A 26,641-nucleotide genomic window follows, 5' to 3' on the forward strand; every position below is an offset into this window, starting at 1 on the left:
GGCGCGCGCCCTTTCAGTCGGCGGTCGCGCCGGACTTCTTCACCAGTTCGGCCCAGCGCGGGATCTCCTGCGCCATGAAGTCGCGCAGCTCCTCGGGCGAGCTCGCCACGATCTCCATCGCCAGCTGGCCTTCGAGCTTGTCCTTGACGTCGGGCTGGCGCAGAGCCTTCACGATCTCGGCATTGAGGCGCTGCACGATGGGCTTTGGCGTGCCCTTGGGCGCATACACGGCCTGCCAGGACGACATCTCGAAGCCGGGCAGGCCGGCCTCGATCATGGTGGGCAGTTGCGGCTGCAGCGCGATGCGCTTGGCGGTGGTCACGGCCAGCAGCTTGAGCTTGCCGCTCTGCACCAGCGGCAGGGCCGCCGTCACCTGGTCGAACATGAAGGGCACCAGGCCCGCGGCCACGTCGGTCATGGCCGGCGGCGTGCCCTTGTAGGGCACGTGGGTGAGCTTGACGCCAATGGCGTCCGCGAACATCTCACCCGCCAGGTGCGTGGAGGTGCCCGCGCCGGACGAGGCGAAGTTGCGCTTGGACGGGTCTTTCTTGAGCAGTGCCACCAGCTCGGCCACCGAGTTGACGCCCAGCTGCGTGTTGACGATCAGCACATTGGGCAGGCGGGCCGTGAGGCAGACCGGCTCGAAGTCCTTCACCGGGTCGTAGGGCAGCTTGCGGTACAGGCTGGCGTTGATGGCATGCGTGCTGATGGTGCCGCCGAACAGGGTGTAGCCGTCGGGCGCGGCCTTGGCCACGTAGGCGGCGCCGATGCCGCCGGCCTGCCCGGGGCGGTTGTCCACCACCACGGATTGCTTGAGGCCTTCGCCCAGCTTCTGCGCGAGGGTGCGGCCGACGATGTCGGTGGAGCCGCCCGGCGTGAAGGGCACCACATAGGTGATGGGCTTGGCGGTGGGCCATTCGCCCTGGGCCAGGGCCAGGCTGGGCAAGGTGAGGGCGATGCCGGCCTGCAGGGCCTGGCGGCGGTTGATGGTCATGGTGTGGTCTCCGTTGTTGTTCGATGGGTGCGGGCCTGCGGGGCTCAGCGGCCGCGCTCGGCGCGCCAGGCGGCGAAGTCGCTGCGGCTCTGCTCGTCCGTGGGCGGGTACAGGCCGAGGATGGAGCGGCCCTCCATCACCTTCTCCTGCACGAAGTCCTCGAAGGCCGTCATCTCGGTGGCCTCGGCCGCGATCTCGTCGGCCAGGTGGGCCGGGATGACGACCACGCCCTCGGCATCGCCCACCACCACGTCGCCCGGGAACACCGGGGCGTCGCCGCAGCCGATGGGGCCGTTGATCTCGATGGCCTCGTGCAGCGTCAGGTTGGTCGGGGCGCTGGGCCGCAGGTGGTAGGCCGGCATGTCGTAGCGCGCGATGTCGGGGCTGTCGCGAAAGCCGCCGTCGGTGACCACGCCGGCCACACCGCGCTTCATCAGCCGCGCGGCCAGGATGCCGCCGGCCGAGGCGGCGCGCGCATCCTTGCGGCTGTCGATCACCAGCACGGCGCCGGGCGGGCACTGCTCCACGGCCTGGCGCTGCGGATGGTTGCGGTCGAGGAAGACGTCGATGCGGTTGCGGTCCTCGCGCGCCGGCATGTAGCGCAGCGTGAAGGCCTCGCCCACCATGTTGGGCAGGCCGGGGTTGAGCGGACGCACGTCTTGGATCATCTGGTGGCGCAGCCCGCGCTTGAACAGCGCGGTGCACAGCGTGGCAGTGCTGACCTTCATCAGCAGCGCGCGGGTCTTGTCTTTCACGAAGGGCTCCTGTCGGAAGAAGAGGAAGTCGGTGCGGGTGGCACGGGCGCGCGAGGCGGGCGCGCCCGGCCGGGCTCAGAAGATGTCGGGCTCCGGCACGGGCTGGCCGAAGCTGGTCTCGAGGAAGTCGAAGTCGCAGCCCTCGTGGGCCTGCTTGATGTGGCGGCCGAACATCCAGCCATAGCCGCGCTCGTAGCGCGCCGGCGGCGGGGCCCAGGCGGCGCGGCGGCGGGCGAGTTCCTCATCGTCCACATGCAGGTGGATGCGGCGCGCGGGCACGTCCACGCTGATGCGGTCGCCGGTCTGCACCAGCGCCAGCGGACCACCGACGGCCGCCTCGGGCGAGCAGTGCAGCAGGCAGCCGCCGTAGCTGGTGCCGCTCATGCGCGCATCCGACAGCCGCAGCATGTCGCTCACGCCCTGGCGCAGCAGCTTGGTGGGGATGGGCAGCATGCCCCACTCGGGCATGCCGGCGCCGCGCGGGCCGGCATTGCGCAGCACCAGGATGTCTTCGGCGGTGACGTCCAGCGCCGGGTCTTCCACCGCCTTCTTGAGCGAGGGATAGTCGTCGAACACCAGCGCGCGGCCGGTGTGCTGCAGCAGGTGCGGCGCGCAGGCGCTGGGCTTGATGACCACGCCGTCGGGCGCCAGGTTGCCGCGCAGCACGGCCAGCGCGCCCTCGGCATAGATGGGGTTGTCCAGCGGCCGGATCACGTCCGCGTGGTGCACCTCGGCACCGGCAATGTTCTCGCCCAGCGTGCGGCCGTTGACGGTGAGCGCCTCGGTCTGCAGGTGGCCGCGGATCGCCTCCAGCAGGGCGCGCAGGCCACCGGCGTAATAGAAGTCCTCCATCAGGTAGGCGTCGCCGCTGGGCCGGATGTTGGCGATCACCGGCACACGGCGGCTGGCGGCGTCGAAGTCCTCCAGGCTGACCGGATGGCCGGCGCGGCGCGACATGGCGATCAGATGGATGATGGCGTTGGTCGAGCAGCCCATGGCCATGGCGCAGGCGATGCCGTTCTCGAAGCTGGCGCGGCTGAGCAGGCGCGCGGGCGTGAGGTCGTCCCACACCATCTCGACGATGCGGCGGCCGCAGTCGGCGCTCATGCGGATGTGGTTGGCATCGGCGGCCGGAATGCTGCTCGCGCCCGGCAGCGTGAGGCCCACGGCTTCGGCGATGCCCATCATGGTGGCGGCCGTGCCCATGGTCATGCAGGTGCCGTGGCTGCGGGCGATGCCGGCCTCCATCTCGCGCCAGGCGGTCTCGTCCAGGCGGCCGGCGCGGCGTTCGTCCCAGTACTTGAAGGCGTCGGAGCCGGAGCCCAGTACGCGGCCCTTCCAGTTGCCACGCAGCATGGGGCCGGCGGGCAGGTAGATGAAGGGCAGGCCCATGCTGGTGGCGCCCATCACCAGGCCGGGCGTGGTCTTGTCGCAGCCGCCCATGAGCACGGCGCCGTCCACCGGATGGCTGCGCAGCAGCTCCTCCGTCTCCATCGCCAGGAAGTTGCGGTAGAGCATGGAGGTGGGCTTGACCATGCTCTCCGACAGCGAGATGGCCGGCAGCTCCAAGGGCCAGCCACCGGCCTGCAGGATGCCGCGCTTGACGTCCTCCACCCGCTGCTTGAAGTGGCTGTGGCACTGGTTGGCATCGCTCCATGTGTTGACGATGGCGATGACGGGCTTGCCCATCCAGTCCTCGTAGCCATAGCCCATCTGCAGAACGCGGGAGCGGTGGCCGAAGGAGCGGAAGTCGTCGGGGGCGAACCAGCGCGCGCTGCGCAGGCTCTCGGGGGTGCGGCGGGTCATGAGGGGGCGTGTCTCCGATGCCGCCGGTGGTCGTCGATCCGGCGGTCGACATGCATTGAAACACTAATATATTAGTGCGTCAAATGCCAGAATCCAGGCGCTGATGGCTCCCCTGTCCAAGACCCGACTCGACCGCACGCGCCTGGCCGCGCCGCAGGTGCTCGAAACGCTGCGTAGCGCGATCCTCGCGCTCGACCTTCCCCCCGGCTCGGTGCTCGCGCGCCAGGAACTGGCCGACCATTTCGGCGTGAGCCAGACGCCGGTGCGCGAGGCCCTGCTGCGCCTGGCCGAGGAAGGGCTGGTGGATGTGTTTCCGCAGCACGCCACGCTGGTCAGCCGCATCGACATCGCGGCCGCGCGGCAGGCGCACTTCCTGCGCCGCTCGCTCGAGCTGGAGCTGGTGCACCAGCTGGCGACGAGCGCGCCGCCCGATCTGCTGGCGCGGCTGAAGGCCACGGTGACGCAGCAGTCGGCCCTGGCCAAGGCCCAGCGCTACGGCGACTTCGTGGACGCCGACCGCGACTTCCACCGCCTGATGTACGAGGCCGCCGAGGTGCCCGACCTGTGGACGCTGGTCAACAAGGCCTCGGGCCATGTGGACCGGCTGCGCCGGCTGCACCTGCCCACGGCGGGCAAGACCGAGTCGATCCTGCGCGACCACCGCGCCATCGTGCGCGCCATCGAAGCCGGCGACCCGGCCGCCGCGCAGCAGGCGCTGCGCACGCACCTGTCGGGCACGCTCAGCGCGGTGGACGAAATCTGTCGGCAGTACCCGGACTACGTGCTGGCCTGAGCGCCGTCCGACCTTCAGCCCCTGCCGATCCCTGAGTCAACGACCGTTCGGGCTGAGCTTGTCGAAGCCGGGGCATCGGTCTTCAAGGCCCTTCGACAAGCTCAGGGCGAACGGGTCGACTGACCCGCATCGGGCCCTCAGCCCGCACGGCGAGGCTCAGTACTTCTTGCCGAAGTTCGCCGCAATCCGCTGCTTGAGGTAGTCGCCCGCCGTGATGGACGGGTACTTGCCCGAAGGCGACTCGATCAGCGCGTCGCGGTTGGCCTGGCAGAAGAAGGCGATGCTGTAGCGCGGGCCCATGTACTCGCCCGGCAGCGGGTTGCGCACGCGGTGGAAGTTGCTGGGCAACTGGTCGTCGCTCCAGCGCATGAGCATGTCGCCGATGTTGCAGGTGATGACGTCCTCGTCGGGCGGGATGGAGGTCCACTCCTGCTTCTCGAACTCCTTGCCCGGGCACACCTGCAGGCCGCCCTGGCCCTGGCGCTGGTAGAGGATGGTCAGGCAGTCGAAATCGGTGTGGGCACCGGCGCGCCACAGGTCCAGGTTGGCCTGCGCCTCGGGCGGGATGGCGTAGTAGTGCAGCAGGCGCAGCGTGCTCTGGTACTCGGCGCTGGACTTGTCGTGCGCGCGGGTGAAGAACTCGGTATCGAAGCCCAGCTTGAGCGCGAAGCAGGACAGCACCTTCATGCCGATCTCCCAGCTCTTCTGCTCGAAGGCCAGCATGGCGGCCTTGAAGCCGGGCAGCTCCGCCTCGGTCGGAAAGAGCGGGGCCATCAGCGGCAGCGTGATCTGGTAGCTCTCCTTCTGGTCTGCCGTGCCGGTGGAAGGCCGCACCTGAGCCTTGCTCTCCCAGCCGGCATTGTTGGCCAGCGGGTACTGGGCCTTCACCGCATCGGGCAGCGCGAAGAAGCGCTCGGCCTCGGCGAAGGCGGCACGGATGTCGGCCAGGTCGACGCCATGGTCCACCAGCTGGAAGAAGCCGACGTCGACGGCGGCGTCCCACAACTGGTCGGCGATCTCGGCGCGGCGGGCATCGAAGTCGGCCAGGCTGATGCGGCGCACCTCGCGCGTGTTGGTCTCGGAACCCATCGCGCCCATGCGCGATTCCTTTTCAAGCTCGGCAAGGGCGAAGTCGGGGGCAGTGGTGGCGATGGCGGTCATGGTGGCGCTCTCCGTGAGTGGGTGGAAGGAAAGATGTCCGTCCGTCGGAGACCATGGGGGGCGGGCTTCGGGGCTGCTGTTGCATCCTGATCGCGCCGCGCCACGGTGCACGTGGGCAGGACGTCAAGAGCAATTCCCGGGCCGCTGACACCTGCCGGGACGGCAGGCGGGCGTTGCTGAACGCTTCTACTCTCTGGGCCGCGATTATGGGCGGCGCACCCCGGGACGCGGCAAGCGTTTTGTGCGCTTTCCGAGATCGACCAAGGGTCTCTTGCGCCAAGCCGGGGCGTGACCAACCAGGGCGGTGCGCCCGCCGCCATGGCCGCACCACACGCGAGCGCGGGTGGTGCACAAGCGCAGGCCGCGCGGGCACGCAGGCGTTGCGACGCGCGCGGCATGGATCGTGCTGAAACCCTTGCAGGAGTAGAAGCGTTCAGCGGCCCCGCCCGGAGCCGCCCGGAAATTGCTCTGGCATCCCCGCGCCCGGCCCACGGCCCGCGAGGCTTTCCAACGCATCCTTTCGAAGACCGCACCATGCTGCACCGCCGCTCCCTCCTGGCCGCCTCGGGCGCCGCCACCCTGCTCGCCGCCACGCCCTTCGTGCGGGCCCAGGGTTCCCTGCAGAAGTTCAAATTCAACCTGGGGTGGAAGGTCGAGGCCACCGCCGCCGGCTTCCTGCTGGCGCAGCAGCGCGGCTACTACAAGGATGCCGGGCTGGACGTCGCCATCGACACCGGCAACGGCTCGGCCGCCGCCATCAGCCTGGTGGGCAGCGGCGCCTACGACTGCGCCTCGGCCGACCTGGCCACCATGGTCGAGTTCGATGTCAACAACCCCACGGCCGGCCTCAAGGCCGTGGCCATCCAGTACGACCTCAACCCCAACGCCATCCTGGTGCGCAAGGACGGCCCCATCCAGAAGCCTGCCGACCTGGCGGGCAAGACGCTGCTGGGCCAGCCCTTCAATGCATCGCGCAAGCTGTTCCCGGCCTTCGCCAAGGCCCAGGGCTTCGATCCGGCCAGCGTCAAGTGGGAGAACGTGGCGCCCGACATCGGCGACACCCGCTTCGTCAAGGGCGACTTCGACGGCGCGGGCTACTTCTACTTCACCGGTCTGCTCAACCTCAAGCTGCGCGGCATGGGACCGGAGCAGGTGCGCGTGTTCCGCTTCTCCGACTACGGCATGAAGTCGTACGGCAACGGCCTGGTCGCCAACGCGAAGAGCATGGAGAACGCCGAGGCCATGAAGGCCTTCGTCCGGGCCACCACGCGCGGCTGGATCGAGGCCATGGCCGACACCAAGGCCGGTGCCGCCGCCATCAAGGCCCGCGAGCCGCTGGCCAACGAGGCCATCGAGCAAGAACGGCTGCAGCTGATCGTCGACGGCAGCATGAAGACGCCGGGCACCATGGCCCACGGCTGGGGTGCGGCGACACCCGAGCGCCTGCAGGCCACCATCGACGAAACCGTCGCCGCCTTCGGCCTGAAGAGCTCGCCCACGGTGGCCGACATCTGGAGCGACCGCTTCCTGCCCACGACCGCCGACCGCAAGCTCAAGGCCTGACAAGGCGTGAACGCGTACGAGGCCGCCGTGACCATCCCCGTCATCGACCTGGACGGCGCGCTCGCCCTGGGCGGGCCGCGCAGCGCCGAGGTGGCCGCGCAGATGCGCGCCGCCGCCATGGCCTCGGGCTTCTTCTACGTGCGCCACCATGGCGTGCCGGCCGAACAGGTGGGAGCCCAGTTCGCGCTGGCGCGCCGGCTGCTCGACGTGCCCATGGCCACTCGCGAGGCGCTGGAGATGCACAAGTCGCCCGCGATGCGCGGCTACGAGCTGATGGGCGCGCAGACGCTGGACGCGGCGGCGCGGCCCGACCTGAAGGAAAGCTTCTACTGCGGCATGGCCTACCCGGCCGACCATCCCTATGTGGTCGCCGGCTACCAGACCTACGGCCACAACCAGTGGCCCGCCGAAGTGCCCGAGGCGCCCGCCCGCTGCGAGGCCTACATCCAGGCCATGCTGGCCCTGTCGCGCCGGCTGATGCAGCTGATGGCGCTGTCGCTGCAGCTCCCCGAGACCTGGTTCGACGCCACCAGCGACAGCCCCATGGTCACGCTGCGCATGATCCGCTACCCCGCGCATCCCGAAGGCGCGGACGAGCGCACCTTCGGCGCCGGGGCCCACACCGACTGGGGCGCCATCACGATCCTGGCGCAGGACGGCCATGGCGGCCTGGAGGTGCAGATGCCCGGCGGCGACTGGCTGCCCGCCACCCCCGTCGAGGGCTGCTTCGTGGTCAACCTGGGCGACATGATTCCGCGCTGGACCAACGGCCTGTATCACTCCAACCCACATCGCGTTCGCAACCTGCATTCGGGCGGCGCGCCGCGCTACTCGATCCCCTTCTTCTACGAGCCCGACTACCTGGCCCGCATCGAGGCGGTGCCCGGCACCGTGCCCGTGGGCGAGACGCCGCGCTTCGCGCCCTGCACCGCTGGCGAGCATCTGGTGGAGATGTACCGGCGCACCTATGGCGGCCAGGCCGCAGCGGTGACCTGCCTTCAGCCTGACCGCGCGCCGGAGCCCCACCGCCACCCGGATGGAGTAGGCGCAGTCAGCGCGTGGCCTTGATGTACCGTCATACTCGACTGTGAAATAAATCACACAATGGCGTTTCGCACAGGAGGTGGCGATGTCGCTCGAATACCTGGCTCGCATCCAGAACGAACGCTTTCCGCTGGCCGTGCGCCAGACGGCCGAAGTGGACCACGTGCTGTTGTTGAAGGCGGCGCAGCTGATCACGGCCAGTGTTCCGGCCGCGGGCCCCTTCGGACCAGGATCGGCGCGCGAAGCGGTGGTCTTCGGCATCACCGAACTGGGGCTGCGCAGCCTGCGGCAGGCCACCTTGCCGCCCGAGCAGCCGCTGCACCGCCAGGAGCGCCTGTCCGACTTCGACGCCTGAGGGCGCCGTCCGCTGCGGCGCATTGGCTGCGCCCCTCGCATTTCGTCTTCGTGCCCTCGCGGCCTGCCGACCTCCACCGGGCCCGCGCACGGCTGGCATGCCTCCTGCAGAATCGCCCTCCCCGGCCGCTCCGCGCCGACCTTTCCTTCTGCGGCTGCTCCCACGCCGCCGCATTGCTCATGCCTTCCTCATCGCTGCTTCCTGCGGAAGTCGTGCTCGACGAGCGCGACGGACGCTACCTTCGCAAGGCCATCGGCTGGTCGCATGCCAGCCGCCGCCGCGGCAACCGTCCTTTCGGCGCCGTCATCGTCTCGGCGGACAACCGCGTGCTGAGCGAGGACTACTGCAACAGCGGCGAAACCGGCGACGTCACCGGCCACGCCGAGACCAACGCCATCCGCAAACTGGCGGGCCTGGGCCTTGGACGCGATCTGCTGGCCGAGGCCACGATCTATTCCTCGGCCGAGCCCTGCGTCATGTGCGCCGGTGCCATCTTCTGGTCGGGCATTGGCCGGGTGGTGTTCGGCATCGACGCCGAGCGGCTGCGCGACTTCCGCGGCGAGCGCGCCGATCAGCGGGATGCCGAGCTGTCCTGCAGGGACGTATTCCGCGCCTCTCCACATGCCATCGACTGCATCGGCCCGGCCCTGATCGACGAGGCCGGTGCGGCGCACGTCGGCGCATGGAAGGCGTGAGACACCGTATCCGATGCCCTGGCACGCAAGACTTTCCATCGACTACACGACGCGGGAGGGCCGCAGCGTGGCGCGCTTCCGCCATGACGGCCCCTTGCGCATCCTGCAGAGCCTGTATCCCGAAGGCGATGCGATCTGCCACAACGTGCTCGTACACCCCCCGGGCGGCCTCGTCGGCGGCGACACACTCGACATCCGCGTGACGGCCGCTGCCGGCAGCCACGGGCTGGTCACCACGCCCGGTGCCTCCCGCTTCTACCGCAGCGAAGGCGAGCCCGCAGTGCAGCAGACCCAGCTGCAGGTGCAGGCCGGGGCGCGGCTCGAATGGCTGCCCCTGGAAGCGCTGTGCTACAGCGGCTGCAATGCACACAACCGCCTGCAGCTCCAAGTGGCGCCCGGCGGGGAGCTGTTGGGCTGGGATGTGACCGCACTGGGCCTGCCCCATGCGAGCCAGCCCTTCGTGGCAGGGAGCCTGCAGCAGCACCTCGAAGTGCCTGGCGTGTGGCTGGAGCGTGGACGCATCGAGGCCTCGGACGCGCCGCTGCTGGATGGCGCCTTGGGCCTGGCAGGCCGACGCTGCCTTGCATCCCTGTTCTATGTGGCCGGATCCCCGATCGCCCGCGACCGGCGCGAAGCGTTGCTGGAGATCGCCCGTGCGCAACTCGACAGCCATGCCCTGAGCGAGACGGCGGGGGCCACAAGCCCCCAGCCTTCCGTCGTCGTGGTGCGGGTGCTTGCGCCCGTGGTCGAGCCCGCGATGCAGCTGTTGCGCGCGATCTGGACCGACTGGCGACGTGAGCTCTGGCGGCTTGACGCGCCGATGCCGCGCATCTGGTCGACCTGAGGGCGACCGGCGCAACCCCTGCACCCACGGCAGACGAGTGCGGTGCCGCCGCTGTCGCGGCTGCTCAGGCGGGAAAGGGCGCCGGTAGCGGCTCTGGCGAAGGAGAGGGTGGCAGGGGCGGCGCAGGCTCGGTGCCCGGCAAGCCAGGCTCCGTCAGCGGCGGCACGGGCGTCGGAGGTGGCGGCTCGACGATCGGCACCGGGTTGGCGGCCGTCACGCTCGGCTGCGGACTCATTGCCCCTCCTCCTGCTGCTGGCGGCGCTCGGCCCCCAGCTTCTCCATCATCTTTTCGCCCACGGGGTCCTTGCCGTCGAGCGGCACCGATTCCTCCTGCGTGACTTCAGGCTCGTCCTTGTAGGCGCCGCCCGGCGGCGCCTTGTCCTTGTGCGAGGTTTCGCCCTGCGACGACGAGCCAGGCGCCGCGGCTGGCGCGGCGGTGTGCTGGGAAGGATCTTGGGATTGGGTCATCGACGCGACGCTGCGGCCTGCCGGCCGCGCCCATCTACGTCCATTCGCCACATCGCCTGTCAGCGATGGCCGACGCCTTCGCGTGCCAGCCCGCGCTAGGGTGACCACAGATCGGAACGCCATGACGACCCTCGCCGCACCTGCCTCGTCTTCGCCGTCTGCCGGCGCCGACATCCCCGCCCGCCTCGACCGCCTGCCCTGGTCGCGCTGGCATTGGCGCGTCGTGATCGCGCTGGGCATCGCCTGGGTGCTCGACGGACTGGAGGTGACGATGGTCGGCTCCATCGGCGGCGTGCTCGAGCGGGGCGACACCCTGGGCCTCACGGCCGCGCAGGTGGGCCTGTCGGGCTCGCTCTACGTGGCTGGCGCGGTGACCGGTGCGCTGGTCTTCGGCCGCATGACCGACCGGCTCGGCCGCAAGAAGCTCTTCATGCTCACGCTTGCCGTCTATGCGGCGGCAACCTTCGCCACGGCCTTCTCGCCCACCTTCGCGATCTTCGCGGTCTGCCGCTTCTTCACCGGCCTGGGCATCGGTGGCGAATACGCGGCGATCAACTCCGCGATCGACGAGCTGGTGCCGGCGCGGGTGCGGGGGCGGGTCAACCTGGCGATCAATGGCAGCTTCTGGCTTGGCGCTGCACTGGGTGCGGGGCTGGCGCTGGTGGTGCTCGACCCGCGGGTGTTCGGGCCGGTGTGGGGCTGGCGGGTGGGCTTCGGGCTGGGCGCTGTGCTGGCGCTGGCCATCGTGCTGATCCGTCGCCATGTGCCCGAGAGCCCGCGCTGGCTGGCCGCCCACGGCCGCGCGGACGAGGCCGAGCGCATCCTGGCCGACATCGAGGCCCAGGTGGCCCGCGAACACGGCCCACTGCCGCCGCCCGCCATCCACCCGCCGGTGGGTCATCGTCCCAGCCCCACCCTGCGCGAGGTGGCGCGCGTGCTGCTGGTGCACTACCGCCAGCGCAGCGCGGTGGCGCTAGGGCTGATGCTGTCGCAGGCCTTCTTCTACAACGCGATCTTCTTCACCTATGCGCTGGTGCTGACGCGCTTCCATGGCGTGGATGCATCGCGGGTGGCCCTCTACATCTTCCCCTTCGCGCTGGGCAATGTGCTCGGGCCGCTGCTGCTGGGGCCGCTGTTCGACAGCGTGGGCCGGCGGCGGATGATCGCCCTCACCTATGCGGGCGCTGGGGTGGGCCTCGCGCTGACGGGCGTGGCCTTCATGGCGGGCTGGCTGGATGCGTTGACGCAGGCGCTGGCGTGGTCGGCGGTGTTCTTCCTGGCCTCTGCGGCGGCGAGTTCGGCCTACCTGACGGTGAGCGAGGTGTTTCCGCTGGAGATGCGGGCCATTGCCATTGCGCTCTTCTACGCGCTGGGCACGGGTGCGGGCGGCTTCGTGGCGCCCTGGCTCTTCGGGGCGCTGATCGAGACGGGCAGTCGCGGGGCGGTGGCCATCGGCTACGGCATCGGCGCGGCCTTGGTCATCGCTGCGGGACTGGCGGCGCTGCGCTGGGGCGTGGATGCGGAGCGCCGCACGCTGGAGGAGATCGCGCCGCCGATGGAAGGGGCACGGCGGGGGTCCTGAGCCGGTCGGATGGGTGGGGCAGTCCGGGTGTACTGTTGCCAGTCGTATGGACGATCTGAAGGCACGGGTTTCGCAAGTTGTCGCGGCGCTCTATAGGCCTGGGTCCGCAGGTCGTCGGGGCGCTCTGAAAGCATGGGTTCACAGGTCGTCGGGGCGGTAACCCGGCAGAGGGTGCCGGCATGCGCGCTCCCGGTGCACGCTCGCGCTGACCGGCTTGTTGCACAACGTGGGTGCCCGCTCTCCACCGACGCGCCTGCCGCACTGCACGGCGCCGCGAATGGCACCTCCGCACGCACACCGGCACCCTCCGCCTCGACGCTGCGCGCGAGCCCTCCCGTTTTTCGGGCCCTGGGTCTTTGGCGCCGTTGGGCCGTTGGGCCTTTGGGCCTTTGGGCCGTTGGGCCGTTGGGCCGTTGGCACGATTGGATCTTTGGCGTTGTTGGGTCTTCGGGTGTTCTGGACCCTTCGGGCGCAGGAGCTAATACCGGCCAGTCAATCCCAACCCGTTCGGGCTGAGCCTGTCGAAGCCCCTCCCCTAGCGGTTGCACGGAGGCGGCTCAGGAGCGCCGCTCATATACCCAGCGCGCCGCTCTGCCCTTCGACAGGCTCAGGGCGAACGGAGTAAGGACCCGTGCGGCCGAACCCGGCCGTTCGGGCGCAGCGTCCAGGCGGAGGGTGCCGGTGTGCGTGCGGAGGTGCCATTCGCGGCGCCGTGCAGTGCGGCAAGCACGTCGGTGGAGGGCGAGCACCCGTGTCGTGCAACAAGCCGGTCAGCGCGAGCGTGCACCGGGAGCACGCATGCCGGCGCCCTCCGCCGGTTAGCGGCCCCGCCACTCGTCAGCCAATCAGGTCTGCCAGACCAAGCCGCCAGCGTAAAGAAGCACCCGCCGAAGACTACGAACTCAAGCCAGCCGAGCCCCTCGCGACGTGCGACGCCCATCCGCCATGGCCGCCGCGAACAGCGCCAGTCCGGCCAGCGCCAGCAGTGCCCCCACCCAACCCGTGGAGGTCCATCCAAGCCCCGCGTCGATGGCCACGCCGCCCAGCCACGCGCCCAAGGCATTGGCCATGTTGAAGGCCGAATGGTTCAGGGCCGCGGCCAGGGTCTGGGCGTCGCCGGCGACGTCCATCAGCCGGATCTGCAGCGCCGGCCCGATGGCTACCAGCGTGCCCACCAGCAGGATGTTGATCGACGCCGCCACCGGGTGGTGGGCCGTGACCGAGAAGGCCGCCAGCACCACCGCCGCATAGGCCAGGATGCCGCCGATGGTCGGCATCAGCGCCCGGTCGGCCAGGCGCGAGCCGACCAGGTTGCCTGCCACCATGCCGACGCCGAACAGCGCCAGCACCAGCGGCACGCGGCCCACCGACAGGCCGGCCACCTCGGTCAGCGTGGGCTTGACGTAGCTGAAGACGCAGAACATGCCGCCGAAGCCGATGGCCGCGATGCCCAGGGTGAACCACACCTGCCGCCGGCGCAGCGCGCCCAGTTCGCGCATGGGGCTCGCCCCTTGCGCCGCCGCCATGTCGGGCACCCACAGGCGGATCATCAGCACCGCCGCGGCGGCGATGAGCCCCACGAAGACGAAGGCCGCGCGCCAGCCGAAATGCTGGCCCAGCCAGGCTGCGATGGGCACCCCCACCAGCGTGGCGCCGGTCAGGCCCAGCATCACCAGGCCCACGGCCCGCGCCCGCTGCCCGGGCGGTGCCAGGGCCGCCGCCACCAACGCCGCGACGCCGAAGTAGGTGCCGTGCGGCAGGCCGGTCAACAAGCGCAGGCCCAGCAGCGACAGGTAATCCGGCGCGAGGGCGCTGGCGATGTTGCCGATGGCATAGAAGGCCATCAGCGCCATCAGCAGCACGCGACGGCGCCAGCCGGCGGCCAGCGCCGCCAGCACCGGCGCGCCCACCACCACGCCCAGCGCATAGGCGCTGATCGCGTGGCCGGCCTGCGGAATGCTGGTGCCGATGTCGCGCGCCACCTCGGGCAGCAGGCCCATGATCACGAACTCGCCCGTGCCAATGGAGAAACCGCCCAGGCCCAGGGCGAGCACGGCCCGCAATAGCGTGCGTTCGGATTGGGCGTCGGCGAGGGAAGCGGCGGAAGTCATGGGCAGGGCGCGGGACGGAACAGGGCGCAGGACGCCGGCCGGCATTGCCGATCGGCAGGCGGAACCGGCGGTCGGCCAAGGATGAGGGAAAACCCGGAAAGCGCCGACCCTAACAGCCTCGGCGGACACGGCGGCGACAGAGGGGTGAATCCGGGTCGGCAGGCAGGGTCTTCCCGCGCGGCGGTTGCGAGCGGCCACGGACCGCCGTCCTGGGCCGAGCGGCGTTCAATGTCGGCACGCGCCGCGTGTCGTCCGCCCGCGCAACCACGGCGGCCCGCGGCGCCGTCAGCCCGCGACCGTGTGCACGCCCGGCGAGCCGTGCTCGACCACGAAGCGCGACAGCCGACTTACGCCGGAGTCGGCGCGCCGGATGTCGTCCACCGCGCGGAACTCCACCCGCGCCTCGGCCGGCGCCAGCGTGGCCAGCGCATAGCCACGCACGTCGCCACGGCCCCAGCGCAGTTGCGGGTTGTTGGCCTGCAGCGCCGCCACCGTGGCCATCGAGGGCCCCTGCGAGCTGATCGAGCCGCCCACGAACTCGGTGGCCAGCGGCGCCGCATCGCTGGCGCGCTGCAGGTCGGCAGCCCAGAAGCAGTGCACGTCGCCGCTGAGCACCAGCGCATTGCGCTCAGGCCGCGCCGCCAGCGCGCCGTACAGGCGCTCGCGGTTGGCGGCGTAGCCGTCCCAGCCGTCGACCCAGTAGCCGCGCTCCTCGCCACGGCTGCGCGGGGCGGTGGCCATCAGCGTCTGCTGGGCGATCAGCGTCCAGCGGCCCTGGGCGCGCGCCAGGCCCTGGTAGAGCCAGGCCTCCTGCTCGGCGCCCAGATAGCTGCGGCTTGCGGCGGGACGCTCGTCGCAGTCGACGAAGCCCTTGTTGCCGGTCACCGGCACGCAGGGATGAGCCGAGCGGTACTGCCGGCCGTCGAGCACGAAGAGCTCGGCCATGCCGCCCATCTGCCAGCGGCCATGGATGCGGGCCTGCGCGCCCTGCGGGCGCATCCAGGCCGGCACCGGCATGTGCTCGTACCAGGCCCGGTAGGCGGCTGCGCGCAAGGCCATGAACTGCGCGGGATCGGGCGTCTGCGGCGAGCGGTCGTTGGCATAGTCGTTCTGCACCTCGTGGTCGTCCCAGGTGACGAACCAGGGGAAGGCCGCATGCGCCGCCTGCAGGTCGGCGTCGCCCTTGTAGAGCGCGTAGCGGTTGCGGTAGCCGGCCAGGTCCTGCGGCAGGCCGGCCTCGTGGCGGCGCACATGGTTGCGGCCCCAGGAGGCCTCGTAGATGTAGTCGCCCAGGTGCACCACCGCATCCAGGTCCTGCGCGGCCATGTCGCGGTAGGCGCTGTAGAAGCCCTGCTCGTACTGCTGGCAGGAACCGAAGGCCAGCCGCAGCGGCTGCGCGTCCTGCAGCGCCCGCGCGGTGCGGGTGCGGCCGACGGGGCTGCGCATGCCCTGCGCCGTGAAGCGGTACCAGTAGTCGCGGCCGGGCGCCAGACCCGCCACCTCGACGTGCACCGAGTGCGCCAGATCGGCCACCGCGATGGCACGTCCGCGGGCGACGATGCGGGCGAAGCGGTCGTCTTCGGCCAGCTCCCACTCGACAGGCACCGGCGCCTCGCCCATGCCGCCGCCGGCCAGCGGCTCGGGGGCGAGGCGGGTCCACAGCACCACGCCCTCGGCCGTGGGGCAGCCCGAGGCCACGCCCAGCGTGAAGAGCGGCCGACTGTCGCCGCCCTGGGCATGCAAGCGGAGGAAGGGGGCGGCGAGCGCCGCACCCGCCGCGCCTTGCAGCAGGCGGCGGCGGGACAGGCGCGAGATGAGCGGAGCGAAGGAGGACATGCCCCCGATCATGCCCGCCTGCGCCTTGCCGCGAGCTGTCTGCGCACGGGGTGTCGCCCTGCGCCGCGATGCGCCCCCGATGCGCCGGGCGCAAGCACCCGTCGAGGTGCCGCGGGTCAGTGCCCCGAAGCGCCCGATGCGCCCAGCCCGGTCTCCGACCGCACCTGCTGCGCCGGGAAGGCCGCGCGTTCGGCGGCGGCCTGGCGGCTGCGGTCGAGCACGCTGAACAGCCAGATGCCTCCGAAGCCGATGGCCATCGAGAACAGCGCCGGCGAGGTGTAGGGGAACAGCGCCGAGCCCTTGGGATAGCCCAGCGTCGCCTCCCACACCGAGGGCGAGACGATGGTCAGCCCCACCGAGGCGGCCAGGCCCAGCGTGCCGCCGATCACCGCGCCGCGCGTGGTGCAGTCCTTCCACAGCACGCTCATGAACAGCACCGGGAAGTTGGCCGAGGCCGCGATGGCGAAGGCCAGCGACACCATGAAGGCGATGTTCTGCTTCTCGAAGGCGATGCCCAGCAGCACCGCGATCACGCCCAACGCCACGGTGGTGATGCGCGAGACGCGCAGCTCGTCGCGCGGCTCGGCGCGGCCCTGCTTGATCAGCGTGGCATACAGGTCGTGCGACACCGCCGAGGCACCCGACAGCGTCAGCCCCGCCACCACGGCCAGGATGGTCGCGAAGGCCACCGCCGAGATGAAGCCGAAGAACACGTTGCCGCCCACCGCCTTGGCCACCAGCACGGCCGCCATGTTGGTCGCGCCGGCACCGCCGTGGATCACGCCCGTGGCCACGTTGGCGAACTCGGGGTTTGTGAGCACCAGCGTGATGGCGCCGAAGCCGATGATGAAGATCAGCAGGTAGAAGTAGCCGATCCACACCGTGGCCCAGCCCACCGACTTGCGCGCCTCCTTGGCGTCGGGCACGGTGAAGAAGCGCATCAGGATGTGCGGCAGGCCGGCGGTGCCGAACATCAGCGCCATGCCGAAGCTGATGGCCGAGATCGGGTCCTTGACGAAGCCGCCCGGGCCCATGATGGCCAGGCCGATGCTGCGCGCCTCATCCGGCGACTTGCCGGCGTTGGCGGCGATCTGCGTGCGCACCTCCACCGACTTCGCGAACAGCGCCTCGGGGCTGAAGTGGAAGGCCGCCAGCACCATCACCGCCATGAAAGTGACGCCGGCCAGCAGCATCACGGCCTTGATGATCTGCACCCAGGTGGTGGCCGTCATGCCGCCGAAGAGCACGTAGACCATCATCAGCGCGCCCACGATCACCACCGCCACCCAGTAGTCCAGGCCGAACAGCAGCTTGATGAGCTGGCCCGCGCCCACCATCTGGGCGATCAGGTAGAAGGCCACCACCACCAGCGTACCGCTGGCCGCGAACGCGCGGATGGGGCCGGGCCGGAAGCGGTAGCCGGCCACGTCGGCGAAGGTGAACTTGCCCAGGTTGCGCAGCCGCTCGGCCATCAGGAAGGTGAGCACCGGCCAGCCCACCAGGAAGCCGATGGAATAGATGAGCCCGTCGTAGCCCGTGGCCATCACGGCCGCCGAGATGCCCAGGAAGGAGGCCGCCGACATGTAGTCGCCCGCGATGGCCAGCCCGTTCTGGAAGCCGGTGATGCCGCCGCCCGCGGTGTAGAAGTCGGCCGCCGAGCGCGTGCGCTTGGCCGCCCACTTGGTGATGTAGAGCGTGCCCGCCACGAACACCATGAACATGCCGATGGCGATCCAGTTGGTGGGCTGCTTGGCCGCCTGGCCGACGTCGCCGCCTGCGGCATGGGCCAGGCCGGCCAACAGCAGCAGCGCGGCCGGCGCAAGGCGGGCCGCCGTGGAACGGAAGGAAACGCGCTTCATTGGCCGGCCTCCTTCAGGATCTCGGCCGTGAGCCGGTCGAACTCGCCATTGGCGCGGCGGATGTAGGCCAGCGTGATGACGATGGTGAAGACGATCACGCCCAGGCCGATGGGAATGCCCAGCGTGGTCACGCCCTGGCCGATGGGCCGGGCGAGGAAGGGCTTGTCGAAGGCGATCAGCGCGACATAGCCGTAGTAGACGAGCAGCATCAGCGCGGTGAGCCAGCCGCCCAGGCGGTTGCGGCGCCGCCGCAGCTCAAGGTATTTGGGATGGGAGCGGATGCGCTCCGCGACCGGGTCTTTCATGGGGTTGTCTCCTGGCATCTGGAATGAGCCTGCGCTGCATTCTTCGATGCCGGTCCCGGCGCGCGGACCCGGCGCAATCATTCGTCACATTGCAATCCAAGTCGCGCAATGAGGCTTGCGCGAGGCTGACGGCGACTTCAGTCCCACTCCACGTTGGCCGCGAACAGGTAGCCCGCACCGTAGACTGTCTTGATGACCTGCGGCGCCTCGGTGTCGGCCTCGATCTTCTTGCGCAGGCGCGAGATGCGCACGTCGATGCTGCGGTCGGTGGGTAGCAGGTCGCGCGTGCCCAGCAGCTGCTCGCGCGTCAGGATCTGGTGCGGCCGCTCGATGAAGCTGCGCAGCACCTGCGCCTCGGCCGTGCCGAGCAGGTGCTCGGTGCCATCTGGCGCCGTGAGCACGTGCGAGGCCCAGTCGATGCACCAGCCGTTGAAGCGTGCCCGGCGGCGCGGGGTGGCCGCCGCAACGCCCGCCTGGCCGCGGCGCCGCAGGATGCTGCGCACGCGTGCCACCAGTTCCCGTGCCTCGAAGGGCTTGGTCACGTAGTCGTCGCCGCCCAGCTCCAGGCCCATCACGCGGTCGGCCGGATGGCCGCGGCCGGTGAGGATCAGCACGCCGGCGCTGCTGGCCGCCGTGATGCGCCGCATCAGGTCCAGCCCATCCATGTCGGGCAGGCCGAGGTCGATGATGCACAGGTCGGGCTTTTCCACCTGCAGCCGGCGCAGCGCTGCCGCCCCGCTGGCGAAGACCTCGCACGCGAAGCCGAAGTCGTGGAGCGTGGCGCGCACGATGCGCGCCACCTCGGGCTCGTCCTCGATCACATAGATGAGGTCGGAGGGGCCGCCCTCGTCATGGGCGCCGGCCCCGCGCCCTCCCGCCGCAGGGGGCATGCCGTGTCGTGTCGTGTTCATGGTGGTCTTCTCCCTTCCTCGATGGCCCGCGCGAGTTGCTCGGCGGTGAATGGCTTGGCGATCACGGGCACGCCGGCCGGCCGGGCGATGGCCTCGGGCGCGTGACCGCTCATCAGTACGACGGCCGGTGCCGGCCCGGTGTCCGACGCCGGCAGGGCGCAGGCGGCGGTGGCCACGGCGACGCCGTCGACCGGGCCATGCATCTGCACGTCCGACAGCACCAGCGCCAGACCCGGCATGTGGGCCAGCAGTTGCAGCGCCTCGGCACCGCTTTCGGCCTCCAGCACCGAGTAGCCCAGCTCCAGCAGACTGCGGCGGATCACGCGACGCACCTGCGCGTCGTCGTCGGCCAGCAGCGCCAGGCCCTGCGATGCTGGCGCTGCGGCCTGGCCCGGGGGCAGTTCGTCGGCTGCAGGCAGGGGCGCCTCCGCCGCGGGCAGCCACAGCGTGACGGTGGTGCCCTGCCCTGGCGCGCTGCGCAGGTCGATGGCGCCGCCCGACTGCCGGATGAAGCCATAGACCACCGCCATGCCCAGGCCCGTGCCGCTGCCCGGTGGCTTGGTGGTGAAGAAGGGCTCGAACACGCGGGCGAGCGTGTCGGCGTCCATGCCGCAGCCATCGTCCTGCACCTCGATGCACACGCAGTCGCCGGCCGACATCTGCAGTGGCGCGGCCCGGGCGGCGTCGAGCCGTGCCGCATGGGCGCGCAGCACGATGCGTCCGAGCGGCCCGGTGGCGTCGCGCGCGTTCAGGATCAGGTTGACCAGCGCCTGTTCGAGCAAGGTGGCGTCGATCCAGGTCCACAGCGCCGACCGGCCGGCATCCACCTCCAGCGCCAGCGTGTCGGGCAGCGCGCGCCTCACCAGACGGGCCACCGTCTCGATGAGCGCGCCCACATGCACCGACGCCGCCTGCAGCGGCTGCCTGCGCGCGAAGCTCAGCAGCGCGCGCACCAGCTCGGCCCCACGCCGGGCGGCGTCCAGGGCAGGCTGGGCGAATTCGCGCATCGCCTCGTCGGCGCCACGGCGCAGCATGGCGTCGAGGTTGCCGATCACCACCGTGAGGATGTTGTTGAAGTCGTGCGCCAGGCCGCCGGTGAGGTGGCCGAGCGATTCCAGCTTCTGCGCCCGCGCCACCAGTTCCTGCGCGCGGCGCTGCTCGGTGATGTCGAAGGTGAGCTCGAAGCAGCCCGCCACCCGGCCATCCGCCGCACGCTCGGGCGCGAGCGAGGTGCGCACGGTGCGGGTCTGGCCGTCCTGCGTGCGCAGGTCGTAGGCGAAGCTCTGCGGCTCACCGGCCAGGGCGCGCATGACATGCGGCCTGACATGCGCGTAGACCGCCTCGCCCAGGAAGCGGCGCGCGCTCACGCCCTCGGGCCGCGCGGTGTCGACGCCGAACCAGTCGGCATAGCCGCGGTTGAGGTAGCGGTAGACGCGACCGTCATCGAAGTACGCCACTAGCGCCGGGATGGAGTCCATCACCAGCCGCACGCGCTGCTCGCTGCGCTGCAGCTCGGCGGTGCGTGCGGCCACGCGGCTTTCGAGTTCGGCGTTCTGGCGCCGGATGGTGGCCTCCGCGCGGTGGCGCTCGGTCACGTCGGAATACAGCGTGACGAAGCCCAGGCCCGGCACCGGCTGGCCGCGGATGCGCAGCACGCGGCCGTCGGGCCGGACACGCTCGACGTCGTGCGGCTCGAAGCGCCGGGCCAGCGCCATGCGTTCTTCCACCAGCTGTCGGGGCTCGCCCGCGCCGTAGTCGCCGCGGCGGGCGTTGAACTCCATGAAGTCGCGGAAGGGCGCACCCAGCCATACCAGTTCGGGCGGAAAGTCCAGGAGGCGCAGGTAGGCCTTGTTCCACGCCACCAGCCGCAGCTCGGCATCGAAGATGGAGATGCCGTCGTCCAGCATGTCCAGGCCGGTCTGCAGCGTGACGTAGCGCTGCAGGGAGGCAGGGCCGCCGCCGTCGTCGGCTGCAGCAGGGCTGCAAACATTCGTCATATTCGGCGGCGTCTCCTGCAATCTTCGGGGTTCATGCTTGCGGCGGCGGAGTCTGCGGCACGTAGCTGACCCCAAGCCGACAACCGACCGCCGTCGAACGATGGCACGACTGCGCAGGAGACAAGCTTGACGCACATCAATCCTTACGACCTCGGCCTGGACCGCAACGCGGCCAATTTCGTGGCGCTGACGCCGCTGTCCTTCCTGGCGCGGGCCGCGCATGTGTTTCCGCAGCGCACCGCGCTCATCTATGGCGAGCTGCGCCAGAGCTGGGCCACCACCTACGAGCGCTGCCGGCGCCTGGCCAGCGCCCTCGCCCAGCGGGGCGTGGGCCCCGGCGACACGGTGGCCTGCATGCTGCCCAACGTGCCCGCCATGTACGAGGCCCACTTCGGCGTACCGATGACGGGCGCGGTGCTCAACACGCTCAACACCCGGCTCGACGCGCAGGCCATCGCCTTCATGCTCCAGCATGGCGAGGCCAAGGTGCTGCTGGTCGACCGCGAGTACGCCGGCGTGATGGCGCAGGCACTGAGCGCCCTGGGCCCGCACCGGCCGCTGGTGATCGAGGTGGAGGACGAGACGGCACCGCCCGGCGCCCGGCTGGGCGAGATCGGCTACGAGGCTTTGCTCGCCAACGGCGACCCCGCCTTCGACTGGCAGCCGCCTTCCGACGAATGGAACGCCATCGCCCTCAACTACACGAGCGGCACCACCGGCAATCCCAAGGGCGTGGTCACCCACCACCGCGGCGCCTACCTCAACGCCGCCAGCAACGCCCTGGCCTGGAACCTGCCCCAGGGCGCGGTGTACCTGTGGACCCTGCCGATGTTCCACTGCAACGGCTGGTGCTTTCCGTGGACCACGGCGCTGATGGCCTGCACCAGCGTGTGCCTGCGGCGCGTCGATCCGGCCGTGATCTACGGCCTGATCCGCGAGCACCGCATCACGCACCTGTGCGGCGCGCCCATCGTCTACAGCCTGCTGATCGCTGCGCCCGCCGCGCTGCGTGCGGGCATCGACCACCCGGTCCAGGGCCTGGTGGCCGGCGCGGCGCCGCCGGCCGCGGTGATCGAAGGCTGCGAGGCCGCCGGCATCGCCATCACCCATGTCTACGGCCTGACCGAGGTCTACGGCCCCTCGGCCGTGTGCGCGCAGAAGCCCGAGTGGGCGCAGCTGCCGCCGGTCGAGCGCGCGCGGCTCAACGGCCGCCAGGGCGTGCCCTATCCGCTGCAGGAGGCGGTGACGGTACTCGACCCCACGACGCTGCAGCCCGTGCCGGCCGACGGCGAGACGGTGGGCGAGATCTTCTTCCGCGGCAATGCGGTGATGAAGGGCTACCTCAAGAACCCACGCGCCACCGAGGAGGCCTTTGCCGGCGGCTGGTTCCACACCGGCGACCTGGGCGTGCTGCATCCCGACGGCTACGTGAAGATCACCGACCGCAGCAAGGACGTGATCATCTCGGGTGGCGAGAACATCTCCTCCATCGAGGTGGAGGACGCGCTGCACCACCACCCCGCCGTGCTGACCGCCGCCGTGGTGGCGATGCCCGATGCCAAGTGGGGCGAGGTGCCCTGCGCCTTCGTCGAGCTCAAGCCCGGCATGGCGGTGGACGAGGCCACGCTGCTGGCGTTTTGCCAGCCGCTGCTGGCCCGCTTCAAGATGCCCAAGCGGATCGTCTTCGGCGAGCTGCCCAAGACCTCCACCGGCAAGACCCAGAAGTTCGTGCTGCGCGAGCGGGTGCAGTCCGCCCGCGCCATCGAGTGATGCCCCTTCCTTCACGGAGACGACCATGAGCGACCAGCCCAACCTCTACCGCCCGCCCCTCGTCCTGGCCGCCAAGGCCCATGTGTCCGGCCGCGCGGCCTACGACCGCCTGGTCGCCGCAGCCGAGGCCGATCCCGAGGGCTACTGGGGCGGCCTCGCCCGCGAATACGTCGGCTGGAAGACGCCTTTCACCCGCGTGCTGAACGAGCGCCGCGCACCCTTCTACGAGTGGTTCAACGACGGCACGCTCAATGCCAGCTGGAACTGCCTGGATCGCAACATCGAGCGCGGCCTGGGCGCCAAGACGGCGCTGATCTTCGAAGCCGACGACGGCGCCGTCACGCACGTCAGCTACCGCCAGCTGCTGGTGCGGGTCAACCGCATCGCCAATGCACTGCGTGCCCTGGGCGTGAAGAAGGGCGACCGCGTCGTCATCTACATGGCCATGTCCATCGACGGCGTGGCCGCCATGCAGGCGTGCGCGCGCATCGGCGCCATCCATTCGGTGGTGTTCGGCGGCTTCTCGGCCCATGCCCTGCGCGACCGCATCGCCGACACCGGCGCCTGCCTGGTCATCACGGCCGACCAGCAGGTGCGCGGCGGCAAGCAGCTGCCGCTCAAGGCCATCGTGGACGAAGCCCTGGCCCAGGGTGGCTGCGCCAGCGTGCGGCATGTGCTGGTGGCACGGCGCACGGGGGCGGCCGTGCCCTTCCAGGCGCCGCGCGACCTGTGGCTGGACGAGCTGGTCGAGGGCCAGAGCGAGCATTGCGAGCCCGAATGGGTGGAGGCGGAGCATCCGCTCTTCCTGCTCTACACCTCGGGCTCGACGGGGACACCCAAGGGGGTGCAGCACGCCACCGGCGGCTATCTGCTGCATGCGGCCCTGACCTGTCACTGGACCTTCGACATGAAGGCCGACGACATCTTCTGGTGCACCGCCGACATCGGCTGGGTGACCGGCCACACCTACATCGCCTACGGCCCGCTGATGCTGGGCGCGACGCAGATCGTGTTCGAGGGTGTGCCCACGTACCCCGACGCCGGCCGCTTCTGGAAGATGATCGAAGCCCACCGGGCGACGATCTTCTACACGGCGCCGACGGCCATCCGCTCGCTCATCAAGGCGGCCGAGGCCAACGAGGCGGTGCATCCGGCACGCTACGACCTGTCGAGCCTGCGCATCCTGGGCTCGGTGGGCGAGCCCATCAACCCCGCGGCCTGGACCTGGTACCACGAGCATGTGGGCGGCGGGCGCTGCCCCATCGTCGACACCTTCTGGCAGACCGAGACGGGTGGCCACATGATCACGCCGCTGCCGGGCGCGACGGACCTGGTGCCGGGCTCCTGCACCCTGCCCTTCCCGGGCATTGCGGCGGCGGTGGTGGACGAGACCGGCAACGAGCTGCCCTGGGGCCAGGGCGGCATCCTGGTGATCAAGCGGCCGTGGCCGTCGATGATCCGCACGATCTGGGGCAACCCGGAGCGCTTCCGCAAGGGCTACTTCCCGGAAGAATTCCAGGGCCGCTACTACCTGGCGGGCGACGGCGCGATCCGCGATGCGAAGACGGGCTACTTCACGATCACGGGCCGCATCGACGATGTGCTGAACGTGTCGGGCCACCGCATGGGCACGATGGAGATCGAGTCGGCGCTGGTGGCCAAGACCGACCTGGTGGCCGAGGCCGCGGTGGTGGGGCGCCCGGACGACACGACGGGCGAGGCGATCTGCGCCTTCGTGGTGCTCAAGCGGCCGCGCCCGACGGGCGAGGAGGCGAAGGCCCTGGCGAGCGAGTTGCGCAACTGGGTGGCCAAGGAGATCGGGCCGATCGCCAAGCCCAAGGACATCCGCTTTGGCGACAACCTGCCCAAGACGCGCAGCGGCAAGATCATGCGCCGCCTGCTGCGCAGCATCGCCAAGGGCGAGGCGATCACGCAGGACACGTCGACGCTGGAAAACCCTGCGATCCTGGAGCAGTTGGCGCAGACGAACTGAGGGATGCGGGGTCCTGGGCATCGGTGGCTTGTCCCGGTGACGCATGCCTAGGGCGATTGCTTCGGTTGGATCACGGATCGCTCGGATCGCTCGGGTCGCTCGGGTCGCTCGGGTCGCTCGGGTCTTGTGGGGCGCCCGCGGATCACAGGTCGCACTGGCCGTCGGGACGGTAACCCGGCAGAGGACGCCGGCATGCGCGCTCCCGGTGCACGCTCGCGCTGACCGGCTTGCCTCACCAGATGCGTGCTCGCTCTCCACCGACGCGCCTTGCGCACTGCACGGCGCCGCGAATGGCACCTCCGCGCGCACACCGTCATCCTCCGCCTCGACGCTGCGCCTGAACTGCCGAGTTCGGCCGTCCAGGCCCTAACTCCGTTCGCCCTGAGCCTGTCGAAGGGCAGAGCGGCGCGCAGCGCAAAGGCGGGCCGTCCTCGCCCGCCTCAGTTCAACCTTGACGGGCGAGGCTTCGACAGGCTCAGCCCGAACGGTCTGGGGTTGATTGGCCCGCATTGCCGCATGACTCCATGACTCAAGGGCCCCACGGCCCCGCGAACTGAAAAGGGGAGGGCTCGAGCGCAGCGTACAGGCGGAGGATGCCGGTGTGCGTGCGGAGGTGCCATTCGCGGCGCCGTGCAGTGCGCAAGGCGCGTCGGTGGAGAGCGAGCACCCTTCATGCGCAACAAGCCGGTCAGCGCGAGCGTGCACCGGGAGCACGCATGCCGGTGTCCTCTGCCGGGTTACCGTTCCAGCCGCCAGTGCGACCTGTCACCGCAAACGCCCGATAAGACCGGTGTGCCCTCATAAGAGGCCACGGCAGTCACACCACATAGTCATCGCCGCGCCGGCACCACCGCCACCAACTGCTCGCGCAACCACCGATGGGCCGCGTCCTGCTGGTGCCGCAGGTGCCACACCATGTACATCGGCAACGGCGGACAGGCGACCGGCACCGCGACACTGGCGAACTCGCGCATCAGGCCCTCGCCCAGCAGCCCCGGCACCGTCGCCAGCAAGGGCGTGCCGCGCAGGAAGGCCGGCAGGCCCGCAAAGCCCGGCACCGTCACCACGAAATGCCGCTCGATGCCGCGCGCCGCCAGCGCCTCGTCCAGCGCCATGCGCCGCTGCGGCGGATAGACCACCGTGGCATGGTCGGCAGCGAGCCACTCGCGGCGCGTGGTCGGCGCCTCGCGCACGGCCGCGTCGTAGAACACACGCCAGCGGTCCTCGAACAGGCGCTTCTGCACGATGTCGCTGCCCTCCGGCGGACGCGGGCTGACCACCAGCTGGCACTGGCCGCTGCGCAGCATCTCGGCCGTGGGCACGTCCGAGGGCAGCACCCGCAGCACCAGCCCCGGCGCCTGCGCCCGCAACCGCGCGGCCAGCGGCACCAGCAGCACTTCGCGCTGGAAGTCGTTGGCCGCGATGGTGAGCACGCCGCGCCAGGCGGCCGGATCGAAGCGGGCATGCCGCGCAAAGGCCTGCAACTGCGCCAGCAGCTCACGGGCCTGCGGTGCCAGGGCCTGCGCATGGGCAGTGGGCACGATGCCGCGGCCCGACTTGACGAAGAGCGGGTCGCCCGTGATGGCGCGCAGCTTGTCCAGCAGGTGGCTCACGGCCGACTGGGTAACACCCAGACGCTGCGCCGCCCCGGTGATGGAGCCCGTCTCCACCACGGCCACCAGCAGGCGCAGCAGCCGCGCGTCCAGATCAGACCAATCGAAATCGCTCATGCAATGCATGATGATCCATCGGTTTATCTTTGGCAATGACGGGCGAATACTGGCGGCCTTCCACCACCA

Annotated in this window: 22 protein-coding genes; 9 read left to right on the forward strand and 13 right to left on the reverse strand. The window is 70.4% G+C overall.

Annotation, left to right across the window (positions count from 1 at the left end; genetic code table 11):
* Positions 1-13 precede the first annotated feature (13 nt).
* The 3 genes from BXA03_RS12615 to araD form a co-directional block, all read right to left on the reverse strand.
* Positions 14-994, reverse strand: coding sequence for a Bug family tripartite tricarboxylate transporter substrate binding protein (locus tag BXA03_RS12615; protein ID WP_076508110.1), 981 nt, complete (start codon positions 992-994; stop codon positions 14-16).
* A gap of 44 nt (positions 995-1,038) precedes the next feature.
* The gene (locus BXA03_RS12620; RefSeq protein WP_076508112.1) at positions 1,039-1,749 is read right to left on the reverse strand and encodes a ribonuclease activity regulator RraA; all 711 of its coding nucleotides are present in this window, start codon (positions 1,747-1,749) and stop codon (positions 1,039-1,041) included.
* Positions 1,750-1,824: 75 nt separating this feature from the next.
* Complete coding sequence (gene araD / locus BXA03_RS12625) at positions 1,825-3,555, reverse strand: L-arabinonate dehydratase (RefSeq protein ID WP_076508115.1); 1,731 nt, start codon at positions 3,553-3,555, stop codon at positions 1,825-1,827.
* A gap of 103 nt (positions 3,556-3,658) precedes the next feature.
* Between araD and BXA03_RS12630 the strand changes: the two genes are divergently transcribed.
* Entirely contained in the window at positions 3,659-4,348 is a 690-nt protein-coding gene (locus tag BXA03_RS12630; RefSeq protein WP_076508118.1) for a GntR family transcriptional regulator, read from the forward strand.
* 156 nt (positions 4,349-4,504) lie between these two features.
* Here the strand turns inward: BXA03_RS12630 and BXA03_RS12635 are convergent, their stop codons facing one another.
* Positions 4,505-5,509: an isopenicillin N synthase family dioxygenase gene (locus tag BXA03_RS12635; protein WP_076508120.1), complete on the reverse strand. Its 1,005-nt coding sequence runs from the start codon at positions 5,507-5,509 to the stop codon at positions 4,505-4,507.
* Between the two features lie 534 nt (positions 5,510-6,043).
* Between BXA03_RS12635 and BXA03_RS12640 the strand changes: the two genes are divergently transcribed.
* The 5 genes from BXA03_RS12640 (at position 6,044) to BXA03_RS12660 (ending at position 10,010) form a co-directional block, all read left to right on the forward strand.
* The gene (locus tag BXA03_RS12640) at positions 6,044-7,072 is read left to right on the forward strand and encodes an ABC transporter substrate-binding protein (RefSeq protein ID WP_234983670.1); all 1,029 of its coding nucleotides are present in this window, start codon (positions 6,044-6,046) and stop codon (positions 7,070-7,072) included.
* Positions 7,073-7,078: 6 nt separating this feature from the next.
* On the forward strand, positions 7,079-8,140 hold the full coding sequence (locus tag BXA03_RS12645) for an isopenicillin N synthase family dioxygenase (protein ID WP_234983671.1): 1,062 nt from the start codon (positions 7,079-7,081) through the stop codon (positions 8,138-8,140).
* Between the two features lie 61 nt (positions 8,141-8,201).
* Positions 8,202-8,471, forward strand: a complete 270-nt coding sequence (locus BXA03_RS12650) for a hypothetical protein (RefSeq protein WP_076508123.1) — start codon at positions 8,202-8,204, stop codon at positions 8,469-8,471.
* 179 nt (positions 8,472-8,650) lie between these two features.
* Entirely contained in the window at positions 8,651-9,166 is a 516-nt protein-coding gene (locus tag BXA03_RS12655; protein WP_076508126.1) for a nucleoside deaminase, read from the forward strand.
* A 13-nt stretch (positions 9,167-9,179) separates the two neighbouring features.
* Positions 9,180-10,010 carry an urease accessory protein UreD gene (locus BXA03_RS12660; RefSeq protein WP_076508129.1) on the forward strand — a complete coding sequence of 277 codons (831 nt, stop codon included), beginning with the start codon at positions 9,180-9,182 and terminating at the stop codon, positions 10,008-10,010.
* A 64-nt stretch (positions 10,011-10,074) separates the two neighbouring features.
* Here the strand turns inward: BXA03_RS12660 and BXA03_RS26865 are convergent, their stop codons facing one another.
* Both BXA03_RS26865 and BXA03_RS12665 read right to left on the reverse strand, forming a co-directional pair.
* On the reverse strand, positions 10,075-10,245 hold the full coding sequence (locus BXA03_RS26865) for a hypothetical protein (RefSeq protein WP_159444717.1): 171 nt from the start codon (positions 10,243-10,245) through the stop codon (positions 10,075-10,077).
* On the reverse strand, positions 10,242-10,478 hold the full coding sequence (locus BXA03_RS12665) for a hypothetical protein (RefSeq protein ID WP_076508132.1): 237 nt from the start codon (positions 10,476-10,478) through the stop codon (positions 10,242-10,244). The genes BXA03_RS26865 and BXA03_RS12665 overlap by 4 nt, the downstream gene beginning before the upstream one ends.
* Before the next feature lie 121 nt (positions 10,479-10,599).
* Here BXA03_RS12665 and BXA03_RS12670 point away from each other — a divergent pair, with 121 nt between their 5' ends.
* The gene (locus BXA03_RS12670; RefSeq protein ID WP_076508135.1) at positions 10,600-12,060 is read left to right on the forward strand and encodes an MFS transporter; all 1,461 of its coding nucleotides are present in this window, start codon (positions 10,600-10,602) and stop codon (positions 12,058-12,060) included.
* A gap of 902 nt (positions 12,061-12,962) precedes the next feature.
* On the opposite strand, the gene BXA03_RS12675 is transcribed toward BXA03_RS12670, so the two are convergent.
* The 6 genes from BXA03_RS12675 to BXA03_RS12700 form a co-directional block, all read right to left on the reverse strand.
* Positions 12,963-14,171: an MFS transporter gene (locus BXA03_RS12675; protein WP_076508137.1), complete on the reverse strand. Its 1,209-nt coding sequence runs from the start codon at positions 14,169-14,171 to the stop codon at positions 12,963-12,965.
* Between the two features lie 285 nt (positions 14,172-14,456).
* On the reverse strand, positions 14,457-16,007 hold the full coding sequence (locus tag BXA03_RS12680; RefSeq protein WP_083716069.1) for an alkaline phosphatase D family protein: 1,551 nt from the start codon (positions 16,005-16,007) through the stop codon (positions 14,457-14,459).
* Positions 16,008-16,123: 116 nt separating this feature from the next.
* Positions 16,124-17,866: a cation acetate symporter gene (locus BXA03_RS12685; protein WP_076508143.1), complete on the reverse strand. Its 1,743-nt coding sequence runs from the start codon at positions 17,864-17,866 to the stop codon at positions 16,124-16,126.
* Complete coding sequence (locus tag BXA03_RS12690; protein WP_076508146.1) at positions 17,863-18,171, reverse strand: DUF485 domain-containing protein; 309 nt, start codon at positions 18,169-18,171, stop codon at positions 17,863-17,865. Before BXA03_RS12690 ends, BXA03_RS12685 begins: the two co-directional genes overlap by 4 nt.
* Positions 18,172-18,308: 137 nt before the next feature.
* A complete protein-coding gene (locus tag BXA03_RS12695) occupies positions 18,309-19,082 on the reverse strand; it encodes a response regulator transcription factor (RefSeq protein WP_234983672.1) in 774 nt (257 codons plus the stop codon).
* A complete protein-coding gene (locus tag BXA03_RS12700; protein ID WP_076508151.1) occupies positions 19,079-21,079 on the reverse strand; it encodes a hybrid sensor histidine kinase/response regulator in 2,001 nt (666 codons plus the stop codon). The genes BXA03_RS12695 and BXA03_RS12700 overlap by 4 nt, the downstream gene beginning before the upstream one ends.
* A 126-nt stretch (positions 21,080-21,205) precedes the next feature.
* Here BXA03_RS12700 and BXA03_RS12705 point away from each other — a divergent pair, with 126 nt between their 5' ends.
* Positions 21,206-22,849, forward strand: coding sequence for an acyl-CoA synthetase (locus BXA03_RS12705; protein WP_083716050.1), 1,644 nt, complete (start codon positions 21,206-21,208; stop codon positions 22,847-22,849).
* A 25-nt stretch (positions 22,850-22,874) separates the two neighbouring features.
* The gene (gene acs, locus BXA03_RS12710; protein ID WP_076508153.1) at positions 22,875-24,842 is read left to right on the forward strand and encodes an acetate--CoA ligase; all 1,968 of its coding nucleotides are present in this window, start codon (positions 22,875-22,877) and stop codon (positions 24,840-24,842) included.
* A gap of 830 nt (positions 24,843-25,672) precedes the next feature.
* Here acs and BXA03_RS12715 read toward each other — a convergent pair.
* The gene (locus BXA03_RS12715) at positions 25,673-26,581 is read right to left on the reverse strand and encodes a LysR family transcriptional regulator (RefSeq protein WP_083716051.1); all 909 of its coding nucleotides are present in this window, start codon (positions 26,579-26,581) and stop codon (positions 25,673-25,675) included.
* Positions 26,582-26,641: the final 60 nt, after the last annotated feature.

The sequence above is a fragment of the Pseudacidovorax sp. RU35E genome, assembly GCF_900156165.1.
Taxonomy (GTDB): domain Bacteria; phylum Pseudomonadota; class Gammaproteobacteria; order Burkholderiales; family Burkholderiaceae_C; genus Xenophilus.

Excerpts from the sequence above, each read along its gene's own strand:
- BXA03_RS12640 (WP_234983670.1), top strand. The coding sequence starts at position 6,044 with ATGCTGCACCGCCGCTCCCTCCTGGCCGCCTCGGGCGCCGCCACCCTG.
- BXA03_RS12675 (WP_076508137.1), bottom strand. The coding sequence starts at position 14,171 with ATGACTTCCGCCGCTTCCCTCGCCGACGCCCAATCCGAACGCACGCTA.
- BXA03_RS12715 (WP_083716051.1), bottom strand. The coding sequence starts at position 26,581 with ATGCATTGCATGAGCGATTTCGATTGGTCTGATCTGGACGCGCGGCTG.
- BXA03_RS12685 (WP_076508143.1), bottom strand. The coding sequence starts at position 17,866 with ATGAAGCGCGTTTCCTTCCGTTCCACGGCGGCCCGCCTTGCGCCGGCC.
- BXA03_RS12660 (WP_076508129.1), top strand. The coding sequence starts at position 9,180 with ATGCCCTGGCACGCAAGACTTTCCATCGACTACACGACGCGGGAGGGC.
- araD (WP_076508115.1), bottom strand. The coding sequence starts at position 3,555 with ATGACCCGCCGCACCCCCGAGAGCCTGCGCAGCGCGCGCTGGTTCGCC.
- BXA03_RS12650 (WP_076508123.1), top strand. The coding sequence starts at position 8,202 with ATGTCGCTCGAATACCTGGCTCGCATCCAGAACGAACGCTTTCCGCTG.
- BXA03_RS12615 (WP_076508110.1), bottom strand. The coding sequence starts at position 994 with ATGACCATCAACCGCCGCCAGGCCCTGCAGGCCGGCATCGCCCTCACC.
- BXA03_RS12695 (WP_234983672.1), bottom strand. The coding sequence starts at position 19,082 with ATGAACACGACACGACACGGCATGCCCCCTGCGGCGGGAGGGCGCGGG.
- BXA03_RS12680 (WP_083716069.1), bottom strand. The coding sequence starts at position 16,007 with ATGTCCTCCTTCGCTCCGCTCATCTCGCGCCTGTCCCGCCGCCGCCTG.
- BXA03_RS12690 (WP_076508146.1), bottom strand. The coding sequence starts at position 18,171 with ATGAAAGACCCGGTCGCGGAGCGCATCCGCTCCCATCCCAAATACCTT.
- BXA03_RS12655 (WP_076508126.1), top strand. The coding sequence starts at position 8,651 with ATGCCTTCCTCATCGCTGCTTCCTGCGGAAGTCGTGCTCGACGAGCGC.
- BXA03_RS12665 (WP_076508132.1), bottom strand. The coding sequence starts at position 10,478 with ATGACCCAATCCCAAGATCCTTCCCAGCACACCGCCGCGCCAGCCGCG.
- BXA03_RS12630 (WP_076508118.1), top strand. The coding sequence starts at position 3,659 with ATGGCTCCCCTGTCCAAGACCCGACTCGACCGCACGCGCCTGGCCGCG.
- acs (WP_076508153.1), top strand. The coding sequence starts at position 22,875 with ATGAGCGACCAGCCCAACCTCTACCGCCCGCCCCTCGTCCTGGCCGCC.
- BXA03_RS12700 (WP_076508151.1), bottom strand. The coding sequence starts at position 21,079 with ATGACGAATGTTTGCAGCCCTGCTGCAGCCGACGACGGCGGCGGCCCT.
- BXA03_RS26865 (WP_159444717.1), bottom strand. The coding sequence starts at position 10,245 with ATGAGTCCGCAGCCGAGCGTGACGGCCGCCAACCCGGTGCCGATCGTC.
- BXA03_RS12635 (WP_076508120.1), bottom strand. The coding sequence starts at position 5,509 with ATGACCGCCATCGCCACCACTGCCCCCGACTTCGCCCTTGCCGAGCTT.
- BXA03_RS12670 (WP_076508135.1), top strand. The coding sequence starts at position 10,600 with ATGACGACCCTCGCCGCACCTGCCTCGTCTTCGCCGTCTGCCGGCGCC.